Raw genomic sequence first — 14,789 nt, forward strand, 5'->3', positions numbered from 1 at the left:
TGACCGTCCGCCGCGTAGAAACGGAACCGCGCCACCGCAACTGTGCCAGGGCCTCGCGACACCCCGCGACAAGGAGATGCCGGCCGTGCTCACCAACGGGGAGACGGACATGACCGACGTCCGGTCGTCAGCCCACGTGCAGCCGGTCGCAGGCGTCGTGCGCCGCGGCCCCCTCGCGGTCCTCCCCCGGTCCCGCGAGGGGGCTGAGTTTGGCCGCGAGGTCCGCGCGCCGCTGGACGGCGAGCTTGCGGTAGGCACGCGTCAGATGCTGCTCGACGGTGCTGATCGTGATGCAGAGCTTGTCGGCGATCTGACGGTTGGTGTGGCCGCGGACGGCGAGCGTGGCCACACGCAGTTCGGCGTTGCTGAGCTCGTCGGGATGTCGGCGGTTCCCGGACGACCACGGCAGTTCGGCGGGGTACGGGCCGCTCGTGTCGGCCGCCGCGGACGGCATACTGGGCACCGGCACCCCGCACTCCCCCGCCAGACGCTGCGCCTTGCGGGCCAGGGCCCGCGCCTGGCCGACCTTGCCGAGCTCCCGGTGGGCGCGGGCCAACTCGTCGGTTGCGCGGACCAGTTCGAGGCGGTGCCCCCGGTCCCGCAGGATCTCGATGGCCTCGCCGAGCAGCGGCAGCCGGTGTGCCGCGTTCAGGGTGCAGGCGAGCATCCGCAGCGAGACGGCTCGCGCGCAGCTGTTGCCGCGTCCGCTCAGGGCCAGCTGTTCCTCGGCCAGGGCCCGGGCGCGCTCGCGGTCGCCGAGCGACAGGTGGGCCTCGGCCGCGTCGGTGCGCCAGGGCACCAGCGCGGGGAGGTCGAAGTCCCAGCGGCGCATGAGGTCGCCGCAGGTGAGGAAGTCGTCGAGTGCGGCGTAGGGGCGGCCGGCGGCGAGGTAGTAGTGGCCGCGGGCCCGCAGATAGAGCAGTCCGTCGGAGGTCTGGAACGCCGAGTCCGGTACGGGGACGCTGAGATGGGCCGCCGCCTCGTCGAGCCGGCCCATGGCGGTCCTGGTGAACACGGCGGTGGCCACGGGCGAGGCGACGGCCACTCCCCAGCCGTCCGCGGGGACGAGGGCGAGCGCCGAGCGCGCCGACTCCTGGGCGGCGAGCAGGGCGCCCGTCCTGAGCTCGATGCGTGCCTTGGCCGCGGCGAGCAGCGCCTGCCACATGGGGGCGTGCCGCTCGGCGGCCTCCTTCAGCAGGGTCTCGCACCAGAAGGCCGCCGCCTCCAGGCGGTCGGCGAGGACCAGGGAGTCGAGCGCGACCAGGAGCGCCGTCAGAGTGCCGTCGTCCAGGCGGGTGCTCTGCAGGATCTGCTCGGCCCGGACCACCACGTCCTCGCCGGGACCGTCGAGGAGGACCATCAGCAGGGTCGCCGCCCGCTGATGTGGGCTGCGTGTCAGGGACTGCGTGTGCTGTGGGGTCGTGTCCCGCGCCGTCGTGTGCTCCGGCGTTCCGCCCAGGCAGGTGCGGGCGGAGGCGGGGAGGCCCGGATAGGCGTACGTCATCCAGCGGCGCGGGCAGTCGTGCCGGTGCTGCGCGCCGGGGCCGGACCGTCCCGGCGGCTCGGTGCCCCGCCGCTCGACGGCGCGGAGCACGTCGAGGGCACGCTCCGCCCGGCCGAACCAGAGGAGGTGTCCGACGAGTTCCTCGGCGTGCCGGGTGCCGAGGCGTCCGTCCAGCGCGGCGGCGGTGAGTTCGGGCAGGTGCTGGGCGACGCCCGCCGGGTTGACGCGCCGGCCGGCCCGGGTGAGCGCGGCCCGGATCTCCAGGATCTGGTGCGGGTCGGTGCTGGTGTCGCGGGCGATCCGCAGGCAGGTGAGGGCGAGGTCGACCTCGTCGTCGGCGAGGGCCCGCTCCGCCGCCTCGATCAGGGTGCGGCGCGCCCAGGGCGCGTCGACCGTCTCCGCCGCGATCAGGTGCCGCACGACGACGGTCGCGGCCGCACCGTGCTCGTGGAGCACCTGGGCGCAGCGGGCCTCGACGCGGGCGCGGTCGGCGGGCTCCAGGCTCCTGAGCACCGCGGCGCGCCCGGCCTCGTGGCGGAACCACCCGGCGTCGAGGAGGCCCGCCTCGTTCAGCGCGCGCAGGCTGCGCAGGAGCGACTCCCTGCTGGTCCCGAGAACCTCCACCAGTTCGGCGAGCGACATGTCGGGGCCCGCGACCGCCAGGGCCCAGGCGGTGCGCCGGGTGGCGAGGTCGCTGCGGTAGAGACAGGTCGCGACGGCCCGGACGAACGATTCGCCGGGCACAAGACCGGCGGAGGATGTGGTTCCCGGGCCCGCGGCGCGACGGTCCTCGATGAGCGCGCGGGTCAGCAGCGGGCTGCCGCCGCCGATGTGGTGGAGCTCCGAGACCAGCTTGCGCGTCCGCCACCCCGGATCCCCGAATACGGAGATCATTTCTGCGACTCCCGAGCGCTTGAGCGGGCCGAGCCTGATATTTCGGCAGCCGGGCAGACGCAGCAAATCAACGCGTAATCTCGCGTGTCCCGCCAGGAAGCCACTGTTCTCTCCCAGCACGACCAGAATGCGGCTGACGGCCAGCCGGCGAGCCAGGTAGAGGAGGCATTCCAGGGAGTGTTCGTCGGCGTGGCGCACATCGTCGATACCCAGCACCAGGGGCCTTTCCCTGGCCTTATCGAGCAGAATCCCGCAGAGCTCGGGAATCTCGTTCATGGCCACGGCGGGCAGTTCTCCCGCCGCCCGCCGCGTCTGGGCCGAGCCGGCGACGAGCTCCATGAGACAAGCCGCGCGCCGGGCGTCCGGGGCGGACAGACCGGCGCCGAGGAGCAGTTGCCCCATCACTCCGAGGGGCAGGTCCCGCTCCGCATCCGACGCTGTGGCCTGCAAGTACAGTGCGCCCGATGCATTTACGCGCGCCTCGAAGGCGCGCAGCAGTGCGGTTTTGCCACTGGCCACCGCGCCGCTGACCAGAATGACTCCGCCATGCCCGCTCGCACCCGAGTCGAGCATGTGCTCCATGATCGAAAGTTCTTCACCGCGTTCCACCAAGTTCATGAGCCGACTTCTCCCCCGCGGCTGACGGCTGATCCTTGAGCGGCCGGAAGACCAGCTGGATCAATTCCATCGACTTGACCGGACACCCGATGGACGACTCTGCCATATCTGAAAATCAACTACCAGCGCTATTTGACTCAATGCCGCGCCATTACCGTCACGAATGCGCCACATCTCACGTAATCGGACGCGACCGCTCCATATCATTCGGAAACTCTTGCGCATTTGCCTGATGACTGAACTCACCGAACTCGGCGAATTTTCGGAACGCGCTTGCGGACCGAAACCAATGGACAGCCGGGGCGACTGGGACGACAGCGACGGGAGGGCCGGGGAACGGTTGGCCCGTTCCGCATGGCCCGCCGACCCGCCGTATGACCGATTCGGCTCGCCTGCTGTCGGCTGACAGCGGAACGGTCGGCCGAGGTGGAGATCACGTGGCGATGCTGCCCAGGAGCCCGACCGGCGGCACACTGGTCACGTGCAGTGGTTCACGGCGGACGCGTACTGGCTGAGTCGGCTGATCTTCCAGCGGGCTCTGGCCGCGCTCTATCTCGTGGCCTTCCTGGGAGCCGCTCTGCAGTTCCGGGCGCTCATCGGGGAGCGCGGAATGCTGCCGGTGCCGCGGTACGTGGCACAGGTGCCGTTCCGCCGGGCGCCGAGCCTGTTCCAGCTCCACTACTCGGACCGGTTCTTCGCGCTCTGCGCCTGGGCGGGCTGCGCGGTCGCGGCGGCGCTGCTGGCCGGTGTGGACGGGCTCCTGCCGCTGTGGGGCGCGATGGCGCTGTGGCTGGTGCCCTGGGCGCTGTACCTCTCCATCGTCAACGTGGGCCAGAGGTGGTACGGCTTCGGGTGGGAGTCGCTGCTCCTGGAAGTGGGTTTCCTGGCGGTCTTCCTCGGCAACGAGCGGGTCGCGCCGCCGGTGCTCGTGCTCTTCCTGCTGCGCTGGGTGCTGTTCCGGGTGGAGTTCGGCGCGGGGCTGATCAAGATGCGCGGGGACGCGTGCTGGCGCAACCTCACCTGCCTGTACTTCCACCACGAGACGCAGCCGATGCCGGGCCCGCTGAGCTGGTTCTTCCACCACCTGCCGAGGCCCGCGCACCGGGTGGAGGTCGCGGCGAACCACGTCACCCAACTCGCCGTCCCGGTCCTGCTGTTCACGCCGCAGCCGGTGGCGACGGGCGCGGCCTGCCTGCTGATCGTGACCCAGCTGTGGCTGATCCTGTCCGGCAACTTCGCCTGGCTGAACTGGCTCACCGTCGTACTCGCCGTGCCCGCACTCGACCTGTCCGCCTGGCACACGGCGCCTGCCGTGGCGGAGGCGCCCCTGTGGTACGTGGTGGTGGTGACCGCCGTGTCCGCGCTGCTCCTGGCGCTGAGCCACCGTCCCGTACGCAACCTGCTGTCCCGGCGGCAGGTCATGAACAGCTCGTTCGATCCGCTGCACCTCGTCAACGCGTACGGCGCGTTCGGCAGCATCAGCCGTGTGCGCCAGGAGATCGTCATCGAGGGCACGGCGGACGAGGTACCGCGCGAGGACTCCGAATGGCTGGCGTACGAGTTCAAGGGCAAGCCCGGCGACGTACGCCGGTGGCCGCGCCAGTTCGCGCCCTACCATCTGCGGCTCGACTGGATGATGTGGTTCGCGGCGCTCTCCCCCGCGTACGCGCGGTCGTGGTTCGGGCCCCTGGTGGAGCGCCTCCTGGACGGCGACCGGGACACCCTGCGGCTGCTGCGCGGCTCACCGTTCCCGCCCGGCGCGCCGCCCGCGTACATCCGGGCCCGGCTGTACCGCTACCGGTACACCACGTGGCGCGAGCTGCGCGAGACGGGCGCCTGCTGGGAGCGTACGTACGTCCGTGAGTTCCTGGCGCCGACGCGGCTCGCCGCACCGGCTCAGAAGCCGTAGACGCGCCGGGCGGTGCCGCCGAAGACCTCGCCGCGCTCGGCGGTCCCCAGCGATGTCGTCAACAGCCGTGCCGCATCCAGGACTTCGGTGTAGGCCGCCGCGAGCGTGCTGACGGGCCAGTCTGAGCCGAACATCAGCCGCCGGGGCCCGAAGGCCTCCAGGACCGTGTCCGCGTAGGGCCGCAGGTCGTCCACCGTCCACGTCGCGCGGTCGGCCTCGGTGACCATGCCGGAGAGCTTGCACACGGTGTTGGGCCGTGCGGCGAGCGCGCGGACCGCCGACGCCCAGGGTTCGAGCGCGCCCGACACGATGGGCGGCTTGCCCAAGTGATCCAGGACAAAGGTGAGTTCGGGCAGGTCGGCCGCCACCTTGGCGCAGACGGGCAGCTGATGGGGCAGTACGACGAGGTCGTAGGCGAGGCCCGCCGACGCGAGGGCGGACAGCCCTTCGCGGACGTCCGGGCGCAGCAGCCACTCGGGCTCGGGCTCGGCCTGCACCTGGTGCCGGATGCCCACCAGGTGCTGCCCGCCCGGCAGTTCACGGAGCGCGGCCAGTGTGTCCGCCACGTCCGGGCGGGTGAGGTCCGTCCATCCGACGACCCCCGCGACCAGGTCGCTGTCCGCCGCGAGGGCAAGGAGTTCCGGTGTCTCCTCGGGAACCGTCACGGTCTGCACGGCGACCGTGGCGCCGACGCCCGCCGCGCGAGCCTCGGGCGCGAGGTCCGCCAGCGAGAAGTTCCTGCGGATCGGGGCGAGGGCGTCACCGGTGATCCAGTCCTGGTCGCGCACGGACAGGTCCCACACGTGGTGGTGGGCGTCGACAAGCAGCGGCCCGTCCGCCCCGGCCCCGGTCACGGCAGCTCCCAGACGACGGGCAGTCCGGCGTCGGCGCCGTCGGCGGAGTAGTCGTGGACCACGTCGAGGAGTTCGGCCATGCGAGCCTGCCAGGCGATGTTGACCGGCAGCCGCTCCAGCTCGGCGAGCATCCGGCCGTAGTCCTCGCACTCCAGGACGTGAAAGAGGTCTGTTCCGCTGCGCCAGATGGCCCAGGAGGTGGCGCCCGCGGCATGGATCGCGGCGGTGAGTTCGGCGGGCACCTCGCGGTGTGCCGCTTCGTACGCGTCGACATGGTCGGGGCGGACCTTGGTGTGCAGGGCGACTCTCACAGCCGGTCCTTTCCCCGTATGCCGTCCGGTATGTCTGCGCGCCCCTCTCCGGGTACCGGCACCTCCGGTGGGAGCAGTCCGGCCTCCCGTGCCTCCTGCCAGAATCCTGCGGGCACGTCGGCGGCGAACTGGGCGGCGGCGTCGGTGACTTGCCGGGGGGCGCGGATGCCGACCAGGACGCTGGCGACGGCCGGGTGGCCGAAGGGGAAGGCGAGCGCGGCCGCCCGGAGCGTGGTGCCGTGCCGCTCGGCGATCTCGAGGAGTGCGCGGGCGCGGGCCAGGAGTTCGGGCGGTGCCTCGGTGTAGTTGAAGCGTGCGCCCGGCTTGGGGTCGGCGAGCAGCCCGGAGTTGAAGACGCCGCCGATGACGATCGACGCGCCGCGTTCGCTCGCCGCGGGCAGCAGTCCGGTGAGGGCCTGGTGGTCGAGGAGCGTGTAGCGGCCGGCGCAGAGCACGGCGTCGACGTCCGTGTCGCGCACGAAGCGGGTGAGCATCTCCGCCTGGTTCATGCCGGCGCCGATCGCGCCGACGACTCCCTCGGAGCGCAGCTTCTCCAGGGCCGGGTAGCCCTCGCGGAAGGCTTCCTCGGCGTGGTTGTCGGGGTCGTGCAGGAAGACGACGTCGACACGGTCCACGCCGAGGCGGGTGAGGCTGGACTCGATCGAGCGGCGCACGCCGTCCGCGCTGAAGTCCCAGATCCTGCGGTGCGTGCGCGGCACCGCGAAGCCGCCGTCGCCGAGGTCGTCGCCGCTCACCTCGTCGGCCGGCTCCAGGATGCGGCCGACCTTCGTCGATATGACGTACGAGGAGCGGTCCCGGCCGCGCAGCGCCTCGCCCAGCCGGCGTTCGGAGAGGCCGAGGCCGTAGTGCGGGGCGGTGTCGAAGTAGCGGATGCCCGCGTCCCAGGCGTGGTCGAGGGCGAGGGCCGCCTGCTCGTCGGTGACCGGTGCGTAGAGGTTGCCGATGCCGGCGGCGCCGAAGGACAGCTCGGTCACCTCGACGCCGCCGGGTCCGAGGGGGCGCCGTGCCAGGCCGCTCACCGGTTCACCGTCCGCATCCGCAGGCCCTGCATGCCGCCGTCGACGGCGAGCGCGGTGCCGGTCGTGGCGCCGGACAGGGGGCTCGCCAAGTAGGCGATGGCGCCCGCGACTTCGCCCGCCTCGACCAGGCGTCCGGTGGGCTGGCGGGCTGCCAGCGCGGCCCGCTCGGCGGCCGGGTCGGGGGCGGCGTCCAGGAGGCGGCCGATCCACGGGGTGTCGACGGTGCCGGGGTTGACGCAGTTGACGCGCACCCCTTCGCGTACGTGGTCGGCGGCCATCGCGAGGGTGAGGGAGAGCACCGCCCCCTTCGACGCCGCGTACAGGGCGCGCTGCGGGAGGCCCGCGGTGGCGGCTATGGAGCAGGTGTTGACGATCGCCGCGCTCGTGGAGAGTCGCAGGTGGGGCAGGGCGGCGCGGGTGGTGCGGACGATTCCGAGGACGTTGACGTCCAGGACGGCGTGCCACTGGGCGTCGTCGTTGTCCTCGACGGTGCCCTGGGCTCCGATGCCCGCGTTGTTGACCAGTACGTCGAGCCCGCCGAGGTCGGTGGTCGCCGACGTGACGGCCTCGCGCACGGATGTGTCGTCGGTGACGTCGGCCGTGTAGGCGCGCAGGGGCTTCTCCACGCCGTCCGGGTCGAGGTCGAGGACGGCCACCTCGGCGCCGCGCGCGGCGAGGAGTTCGGCGGTGGCCCGGCCGATGCCGGAGGCCCCGCCGGTGACCAGGGCCTTGAGCCCCTGGAAGTCGGTCATACGGCTGCTCCCTTGTCCTGTGCGAGGTTGTTGTGTGCGGGGTTGTTGTGTGCGGGGTTGTTGTGTGCGGGGTTATGTGTGGGGCCGTTGTGAGCGAGGTCCGCCGCCCAGAAGGTGCCGTCCGGGTAGGTGTACTCGGCGATGGACTCGGCCCGCATGGTCGCCGAGAAGCCGGGTGCGGCCGGGGCCGTGTAGTGGCCCGCGCGCATCACGACCGGGTCGGTGAAGTGCTCGTGGAGGTGGTCGACGTACTCGATGACGCGATCCTCTGTGGTGCCCGCGAGTGCCACGTAGTCGAACATCGACAGGTGCTGGACGAGCTCGCAGAGGCCGACACCGCCCGCGTGCGGACAGACGGGCACGTCGAACTTGGCGGCGAGCAGCAGGATCGCGAGGTTCTCGTTGACGCCGCCGACCCGGGCCGCGTCTATCTGGAGGATGTCGATGGCGCCGGCCTGGAGGAGCTGTTTGAAGACGATGCGGTTCTGCACGTGTTCGCCGGTGGCGACCTTGACGGGGGCGACGGCCGAGCGGATCGCGGCATGGCCGAGGACGTCGTCGGGGCTGGTCGGCTCCTCCACCCAGTAGGGGTCGAACTCGGCGAGGGCGCGCGTCCACTCGACGGCCTCACCGACGTTCCAGCGCTGGTTGGCGTCGACGGCCATGCGGACGTCCGGACCGATCGCCTCGCGGGCGGTGCGGCAGCGGCGGATGTCGTCGGCGAGGTCCGCGCCGACCTTCAGCTTGATCTGGGTGAATCCTTCGGCGACGGCCTGCCGGGCTAGCCGGGTGAGCTTCTCGTCGCTGTAGCCGAGCCAGCCCGGCGAGGTGGTGTAGCCGGGAAAGCCGTGCTCCTTCAGCCTCGCCGTGCGGTCCGCGGCGCCCGTACGGCCGGCCGCCAGCAGGCCGAGCGCCTCGTCCGGGGTGAGGGCGTCGGCGATGTAGCGGAAGTCGACCTGGGAGACGAGCCAGTCGGGGGTCGCGTCGGCGAGCAGCTGCCAGAGCGGTTTGCGGGCGCGTTTGGCCGCGAGGTCCCAGACGGCGTTGACGACGGCGCCGATGGCCATGTGCATCACGCCCTTCTCGGGGCCGAGCCAGCGCAGCTGGCTGTCGCCGACGAGGGCGCGGTTGACGGTGCCGGGGTCGTCGCAGACCTCGTCGACCGGGCGGCCGATCACGTGGTGGCGCAGGGACCGGATCGCGGCGACCTGGACGTCGTTGCCGCGGCCGATGGTGAAGGTGAAGCCGTGCCCCTCCAGGCCGTCGTCGGCGTCGGTGCGGAGCACCACGTAGGCGGCGGAGTAGTCGGGGTCCGGGTTCATCGCGTCGGACCCGTCGAGTTCCCGTGAGGTCGGGAACCGTATGTCGTAGGTGTCGACCGCGGTGATGCGGGAGGGGGTCGGGGACACAGGAGGCCTTTCCGGAAGGGGGCGGGGAAACGGCGGACCGGTGCGGGGTCAGTCCTGTGCGCGGCCCGTGGTGACGCGCGCGATCATCAGGGCGACCAGGATGATTCCGCCGTAGATGGCCTGGATCCAGAAGGACGGCACCTGGGCGAGGGTGAGCAGGTTCTGTACGACGCCGAGGAGCAGGACGCCGGTGAGGGCGCCGGACATGGTGCCCTTGCCGCCGTCGAGGCTGATGCCACCGATGACCGCGGCGGCGAACACCGTGAAGATCATGTTCTGGCCCTGGTTGGCGTTGATGGCGCCCACGTAGCCGGTCTGCATGAGTCCGCCGACCGCGGCGAGCGCGCCCGCGACGACGAACACGCCGAGCATGACGCGTTCGACGCGAATGCCGGCGGCGCGCGCCGCTTCCGGGTTGCCGCCGATCGCGTACAGGGCCCGGCCGACGCGGTGGTACTTGAGGACGAAGCCCGCGGCGGCGAAGGCGCCGGCTGCGAGCCACACCGACATGGGGATGTGCAGGAAGGTGGTGGTGGCGAGGGTGTAGAAGGCGTCGGGCATGCCGAAGAGGGTCTTGCCCTCGGTGGCGCCGACGAGCAGGCCGCGCAGCACGATCAGCATGGCGAGCGTCACGATGAACGCGTTGAGCTTGAGTTTCACGACGAGGACGCCGTTGAAGGCGCCGATGACCGCGCCGACGAGGAGGATGGCGAGGATGCCGACGGCGGCGGGCATGTCCGTGCCGAATCCGGCCTGGGCGGCGGGCAGCACGAGGAGTGCGCCGACGGCGGGCGCGATGCCGACGACCGACTCCAGCGACAGGTCGAACTTGCCGGTGATGAGGACGAGCGACTCGGCGAGGACGACCATCGCGAGCGCGGCGGACGCGCCGAGGATGGAGATGAGGTTCCGCTCGGTGAGGAACGAGTCGTTCACGAGCGCGCCGAGCAGGATGAGCAGCAACAGGGCCGGAACGAGGGCGAGTTCGCGGGCGCGCCGCAGGATGATGCTCTTCGCCGCGCGGCTCTCCGCGGTGCCGTCCTGCGCCCGGGTCGCGTGCCCGGCCGGGGCCTTGAGGTCAGCCACGGTGGTCTCCTTGTTCTTCGGCTGCGGTCCGGTGGGGGCTCGGCGCGCCGCCCACTCCCTCGATCGACGCGATCAGGTCGTGGTCGGTGAAGCCCGCGGGGTGCTCGGCGACGATCCGGCCGTGGAAGAGGACGAGCACGCGGTCGCAGCGGCGCAGGTCGTCCAGTTCGTCGGAGACGACGAGCACGGCGGTGCCGTCCTCGCGGGCGTGGTCCACGCGGGCGAGCAGGGATTCCTTGGATTTCACGTCGACGCCCGCGGTGGGGTTGATGAGGACCAGCAGGCGGGGGTTCGAGGCGAGGGCGCGGGCCATGACGACCTTCTGGGCGTTGCCGCCGGACAGGTCGGACACGGGCTGGTCGGGGCCCTCGGCGTGGATGTCGAGGCGTTCGATGAGGTCGTCGGCGAAGCGGCGCTTCGCGTCGGTGCCGACGAAGCCGTATCGGCCGAGCCGGTTCAGGACGCTCATCGTGGCGTTGTCGCCGATGGTCATGCCGAAGACGAGGCCCTGGTCGTGGCGGTCGCGCGGCACGCAGCCCACTCCGGCGCGCAGGGCGGCGGTGACATCACCGAACGGCAGTCTCTCGCCGGCCAGTCGGGCGGTGCCCGCGGTCGGGGTGTGGAGTCCGGCGAAGCTCTCCGCGAGGTTGATCTTGCCGCTCGCACTGGAGCCGGCGAGGCCGACGACCTCGCCCTTGCGCACGGTCAGGTCGATGTCGGCGTACGACTCGCCTGTCAGGCCCCTGACGTCGAGCATCACGGGGGCGTCGGCGGGGACCTCGGAGCGTGCCACGGCCTCCTGGGCGTCCACCTGTTCGGCGATGACCTCGCCTGCCATGGCCTCCACGAGGGCGGCGCGCGGCAGTTGGGCCACGGGTGCGCTGGTGATCCAGCGGGCGTCGCGCAGCACGGTGACGGTCTGGCACACCTCGTACACCTCCTGGAGGTGGTGCGAGATGAACAGGAAGGTGACGCCGGATTCCTGGAGGGTGCGCATGCGGGTGAAGAGGCGCTCGATCTCGCGGTTGTCGAGCTGCGCGGTCGGTTCGTCGAGGACGATGAAGCGCGCGCCGAAGCTCAACGCCCGTGCGATCTCTACCATTTGGCGGTCCTCGACCTTGAGGTCGGCGGTGCGCGCGTCGGGGTCGACGCGCACGTCCCAGGTGTCCAGGACCTCGGCCGCCTCGGCGCGGAGCCTGCGCCAGCTGATGAGGCCGCCGCGGCCCGCGGGCTGCCGGTTGATGAAGAGGTTCTCGGCGACGGACAGCTCGGGGACGACGGTGGGCTTCTGGTAGACGCAGGCGACCTTGCGGCGCCAGGCGTCGCGGTCGGTGAGCGGCGGCGCGGGTTCGCCGTCGAAGCGGACGGTGCCCGCGTCGGGCGCCTGGAGCCCGGTGAGGACCGTGACGAGGGTGGACTTGCCCGCGCCGTTGCGGCCGACGAGGGCGTGCGACTCGCCCGGCAGTACGGTCAGGCGGCCGTCGCGCAGGGCGACGGTGGGCCCGTACCGTTTGACGATGCCGGACGCCTCGACGAGCGGGAGCACGTCGGCCCGGCCGGTGCTGGACTGAAACGTCGGCGTGGTCATTTGACGGTGTTGCCCCACAGCTCGGCGTCGTCGACGTTCTCCGAGGTGACCAGCGGGGCGGGCAGCTGGTCCTCGAGGATGCCGCTGGGCAGTTCGACGATCGTGGAGCCGTGGTCGGTCGGGCCCGGCTTGAACTTCTCGCTGTTCATCGCGGCCTTGATGTAGTGCATGCCGTACTTGGCGTAGGCGTCGGCGGGCTGCGAGACGGTGGCGTCGATCTGACCCTTGCGGATCGCGTCGAACTCCTGCGGGATGCCGTCGTTCGAGATGACGGTGATGTGGCCCTTCTCGCCTGCCTTCTTCAGCATGCCCTTGGACTTGAGGGTCTGGAGGGTGGGCGCGAGGTAGACGCCGCCCGCCTGGAGGTAGATGCCCTTGATGTCGGGGTCGGAGTTGAGCAGCGTGTCCAGCTTGGCGGCGGCCGTGTCGGACTCCCACTTGGCGGGGATCTCCAGGACCTTCAGCTTCGGGTGCTTCTTCTTCACGCAGTCACGGAAGGCCTTGGACCGCTCGCGGCCGTTGACGGACGCCAGGTCTCCCATGATCTGCACGACCTTGCCGGTCCTGACCTGCTTGCCGAGGTAGTCGCAGGCCTTCTCGCCGTACGCGACGTTGTCGGCCCGCACCACCATCGCGACCTTGCCCTTCTCGGGGGCGACGTCCACGGCGACCACGGGCACGCCCTTGCGTTCGGCCTGGTCGAGGCCCGCGGAGATCGCGGCGCTGTCGAGCGGCGCGACGACGAGTCCCTTCACGCCCTGGTTGAGCTGGTTGTTGATGTCGGTGATCTGCTGCGAGGGGTCGCTGTTCGAGTTGACGGTCTTCATCGCGTCGACGTCCTCGGACTTCGCCATCTTCGGGACGTAGTCGTTGTACGCCTGCCAGAACGGCGAGGTCAGCAGGGGCAGGATCACCCCGACCTTGCCCTCGCCGCCGCCTTCGCCGCCGGGCGAGGCGGTGTCCTTCGTACTGCCGCACGCGGCGAGGACGAGGGACGCGCAGGCGGCCGCGGCCGCGGCACGCACCGTCCGCGAAGTCCCCGTCCTGCTGGGCCTGTTGTGCACATTCCTGCCGGCCATCTGACGGCTCCTCATCGAGGGGGTTCGAAAGGGGGGAACGAAAGAGGGAACGAAAGAGGGAACGAGGGACGTGATGACGCGAATATTTATCAGACCACTTGGGGCCCACAACACCCCTCGTCGCCACCTTTTCGCGCTTTCCGGCCGTAGTGGTCCGACCACATCTCTGGCTAGACTGCGGCGCACTCGGCTACTGGAGGAGCGTTACGTGGACCAGCCAGACCAGTCCGCCCCGCAGAAGGGCACCGTGACGCAGCGGGCCATCGACCAGATCAAGGCGATGATCGGCGAGGGCCGCCTGGAACCCGGCCAACGCCTGCCCACCGAACGGGACTTGGCCGTCCAGCTGGGCATATCACGCAGTTCGATGCGGGAGGCGATCCGCGCGCTGACCGTGCTCGGCGTCCTCGAAGCCCGGCACGGCTCCGGCATCTACGTCACGCAGCTGGAGGCCGGGGACCTCCTGGAGACCTTCGGAGTGGTCGCGGACCTGTCCCGCGGACCGCAGCTCGTCGAGCTCCTGGAAGTGCGCCGGGTCCTCGAGTCCACGGCGACCGCGCTGGCGGCGGCCCGCATCACGCAGGACCAACTGGCCGATGTCGAGAAACACTTGGAGGCGATGAAAGCCACCGACGACCCGGAGGAGATCCTCTCCCACGACCTGGCGTTCCACCGCACGATCGCCTTCGCGGCCGGCAACGACACGATGGCCGCGATACTGGAGGGCCTGTCGTCACGCACCTTCCGCGCGCGCGTCTGGCGCGGCTACCAGGAGGAGGGTGCGTTCGACCGCACGCGCCGCGAACACGCCCGTATCCACCGCGCGCTCGTGGCACGGGACCCGGAGGCGGCCCGCGCCGCGGCGGCGGCGCACGTCGGCGAGGTCGAGGAGTGGCTTCGGGCACAGTGGGAGGGGTGAGCGCTCCCAAGGGTGTCCGAAAGAAATACAGGCGACACGCACCCGGCGGGTCTGGCAGCATCCCCGCGTGATCATCGACTCGCGCGTTACCCAGCCCCTGGCCGCGGCCGTACGCAACAACGCCGACTGGTGCGACGCCGTCTGCCGGTCCCACGGGGTGCCCGGCGCCGTCGAAGGAGGCGTCTGGGCCAGTCCTCGGCGCACTCCCCCGCTGTACCCCGACGCCGTGACGCTCTCGCCCGCCGCGACACCCGACGACGTGCTGAGCCGTATCGACCTCTCCTCCCCCGGCGCCTCCGTCAAGGACAGCTTCGGCTCGCTCGACCTCTCCGCGGCCGGCTTCGAGGTGCTGTTCGAGGCGCGGTGGATCCACCGCCCGGCGACGGAACCCGCACCGCGTGCCGGAGGCTGGGAGCCGGTCGGGAGCGCCGGCCGACTGCACGCGTGGGAGGCCGCGTGGAGCGGTGAAGGGGAGAGCGAAGGGCTGTTCCGGCCCTCGCTGCTCGACGACGGAGCGGTGTTCCTGGCGGCCACGTCCCCGGCCGCCGACCGTGTCACCGCGGGCGCCGTCGCGTACCCCGGTGCCGGTGTCGTCGGCATCTCCAACCTCTTCGCCGCCGCTGAGGCCGACGACGCCGACGAGGTCGGCGAGGCCGCCGAGGGCCCGGACGCCGCCTGGCGCTGCTGCCTGGCGGCCACGGACCGGCTGTGGCCGGGCGTACCGGTCGTCGGGTACGAGCACGGCGACGACCTCGCCGCCGCGCTCCGCCAGGGCTTCGAGCCCGTCGGCCCGCTGCGCGTGTGGCTGCGGACCGACGGATGAGGG

At 71.4% G+C, this 14,789-nt stretch carries 12 protein-coding genes; 3 read left to right on the plus strand and 9 right to left on the minus strand.

Annotated features, from left to right (window positions below; translation table 11 throughout):
* Nucleotides 1–127: 127 nt before the first annotated feature.
* A complete protein-coding gene (locus AB0N81_RS21965; protein WP_365360776.1) occupies nt 128–3,016 on the minus strand; it encodes an AAA family ATPase in 2,889 nt (962 codons plus the stop codon).
* 481 nt (nt 3,017–3,497) lie between these two features.
* On the opposite strand from AB0N81_RS21965, the gene AB0N81_RS21970 reads away from it, so the two are divergent.
* On the plus strand, nt 3,498–4,925 hold the full coding sequence (locus AB0N81_RS21970; protein ID WP_365360778.1) for a lipase maturation factor family protein: 1,428 nt from the start codon (nt 3,498–3,500) through the stop codon (nt 4,923–4,925).
* Here the strand turns inward: AB0N81_RS21970 and AB0N81_RS21975 are convergent.
* From AB0N81_RS21975 to AB0N81_RS22010, 8 genes are all read right to left on the minus strand, one after another.
* The gene (locus AB0N81_RS21975) at nt 4,913–5,752 is read right to left on the minus strand and encodes an amidohydrolase family protein (RefSeq protein WP_365361086.1); all 840 of its coding nucleotides are present in this window, start codon (nt 5,750–5,752) and stop codon (nt 4,913–4,915) included. The two genes, AB0N81_RS21970 and AB0N81_RS21975, sit on opposite strands and share 13 nt — an antisense overlap.
* A gap of 23 nt (nt 5,753–5,775) precedes the next feature.
* Complete coding sequence (locus AB0N81_RS21980) at nt 5,776–6,090, minus strand: L-rhamnose mutarotase (RefSeq protein WP_365360780.1); 315 nt, start codon at nt 6,088–6,090, stop codon at nt 5,776–5,778.
* Complete coding sequence (locus AB0N81_RS21985) at nt 6,087–7,130, minus strand: aldo/keto reductase (RefSeq protein ID WP_365360782.1); 1,044 nt, start codon at nt 7,128–7,130, stop codon at nt 6,087–6,089. The genes AB0N81_RS21980 and AB0N81_RS21985 overlap by 4 nt, the downstream gene beginning before the upstream one ends.
* On the minus strand, nt 7,127–7,882 hold the full coding sequence (locus AB0N81_RS21990) for an SDR family oxidoreductase (protein WP_365360784.1): 756 nt from the start codon (nt 7,880–7,882) through the stop codon (nt 7,127–7,129). The genes AB0N81_RS21985 and AB0N81_RS21990 overlap by 4 nt, the downstream gene beginning before the upstream one ends.
* A complete protein-coding gene (locus tag AB0N81_RS21995) occupies nt 7,879–9,291 on the minus strand; it encodes an L-fuconate dehydratase (RefSeq protein ID WP_365360786.1) in 1,413 nt (470 codons plus the stop codon). The genes AB0N81_RS21990 and AB0N81_RS21995 overlap by 4 nt, the downstream gene beginning before the upstream one ends.
* Nucleotides 9,292–9,339: 48 nt before the next feature.
* Nucleotides 9,340–10,299, minus strand: coding sequence for an ABC transporter permease (locus tag AB0N81_RS22000; protein ID WP_365361088.1), 960 nt, complete (start codon nt 10,297–10,299; stop codon nt 9,340–9,342).
* A gap of 70 nt (nt 10,300–10,369) precedes the next feature.
* Nucleotides 10,370–11,965, minus strand: a complete 1,596-nt coding sequence (locus AB0N81_RS22005) for a sugar ABC transporter ATP-binding protein (RefSeq protein WP_365360788.1) — start codon at nt 11,963–11,965, stop codon at nt 10,370–10,372.
* The gene (locus tag AB0N81_RS22010) at nt 11,962–13,044 is read right to left on the minus strand and encodes a sugar ABC transporter substrate-binding protein (protein ID WP_365360790.1); all 1,083 of its coding nucleotides are present in this window, start codon (nt 13,042–13,044) and stop codon (nt 11,962–11,964) included. Before AB0N81_RS22010 ends, AB0N81_RS22005 begins: the two co-directional genes overlap by 4 nt.
* Before the next feature lie 208 nt (nt 13,045–13,252).
* Here AB0N81_RS22010 and AB0N81_RS22015 point away from each other — a divergent pair, with 208 nt between their 5' ends.
* Together AB0N81_RS22015 and AB0N81_RS22020 are read left to right on the plus strand one after the other, a co-directional pair.
* Nucleotides 13,253–13,963, plus strand: a complete 711-nt coding sequence (locus AB0N81_RS22015; protein WP_365360792.1) for a FadR/GntR family transcriptional regulator — start codon at nt 13,253–13,255, stop codon at nt 13,961–13,963.
* 67 nt (nt 13,964–14,030) lie between these two features.
* Entirely contained in the window at nt 14,031–14,786 is a 756-nt protein-coding gene (locus tag AB0N81_RS22020; RefSeq protein WP_365360794.1) for a hypothetical protein, read from the plus strand.
* Nucleotides 14,787–14,789 lie beyond the last annotated feature (3 nt).

Origin of the sequence: Streptomyces sp. NPDC093510, from assembly GCF_040683555.1 — a bacterium.
Lineage (GTDB): Bacteria > Actinomycetota > Actinomycetes > Streptomycetales > Streptomycetaceae > Streptomyces.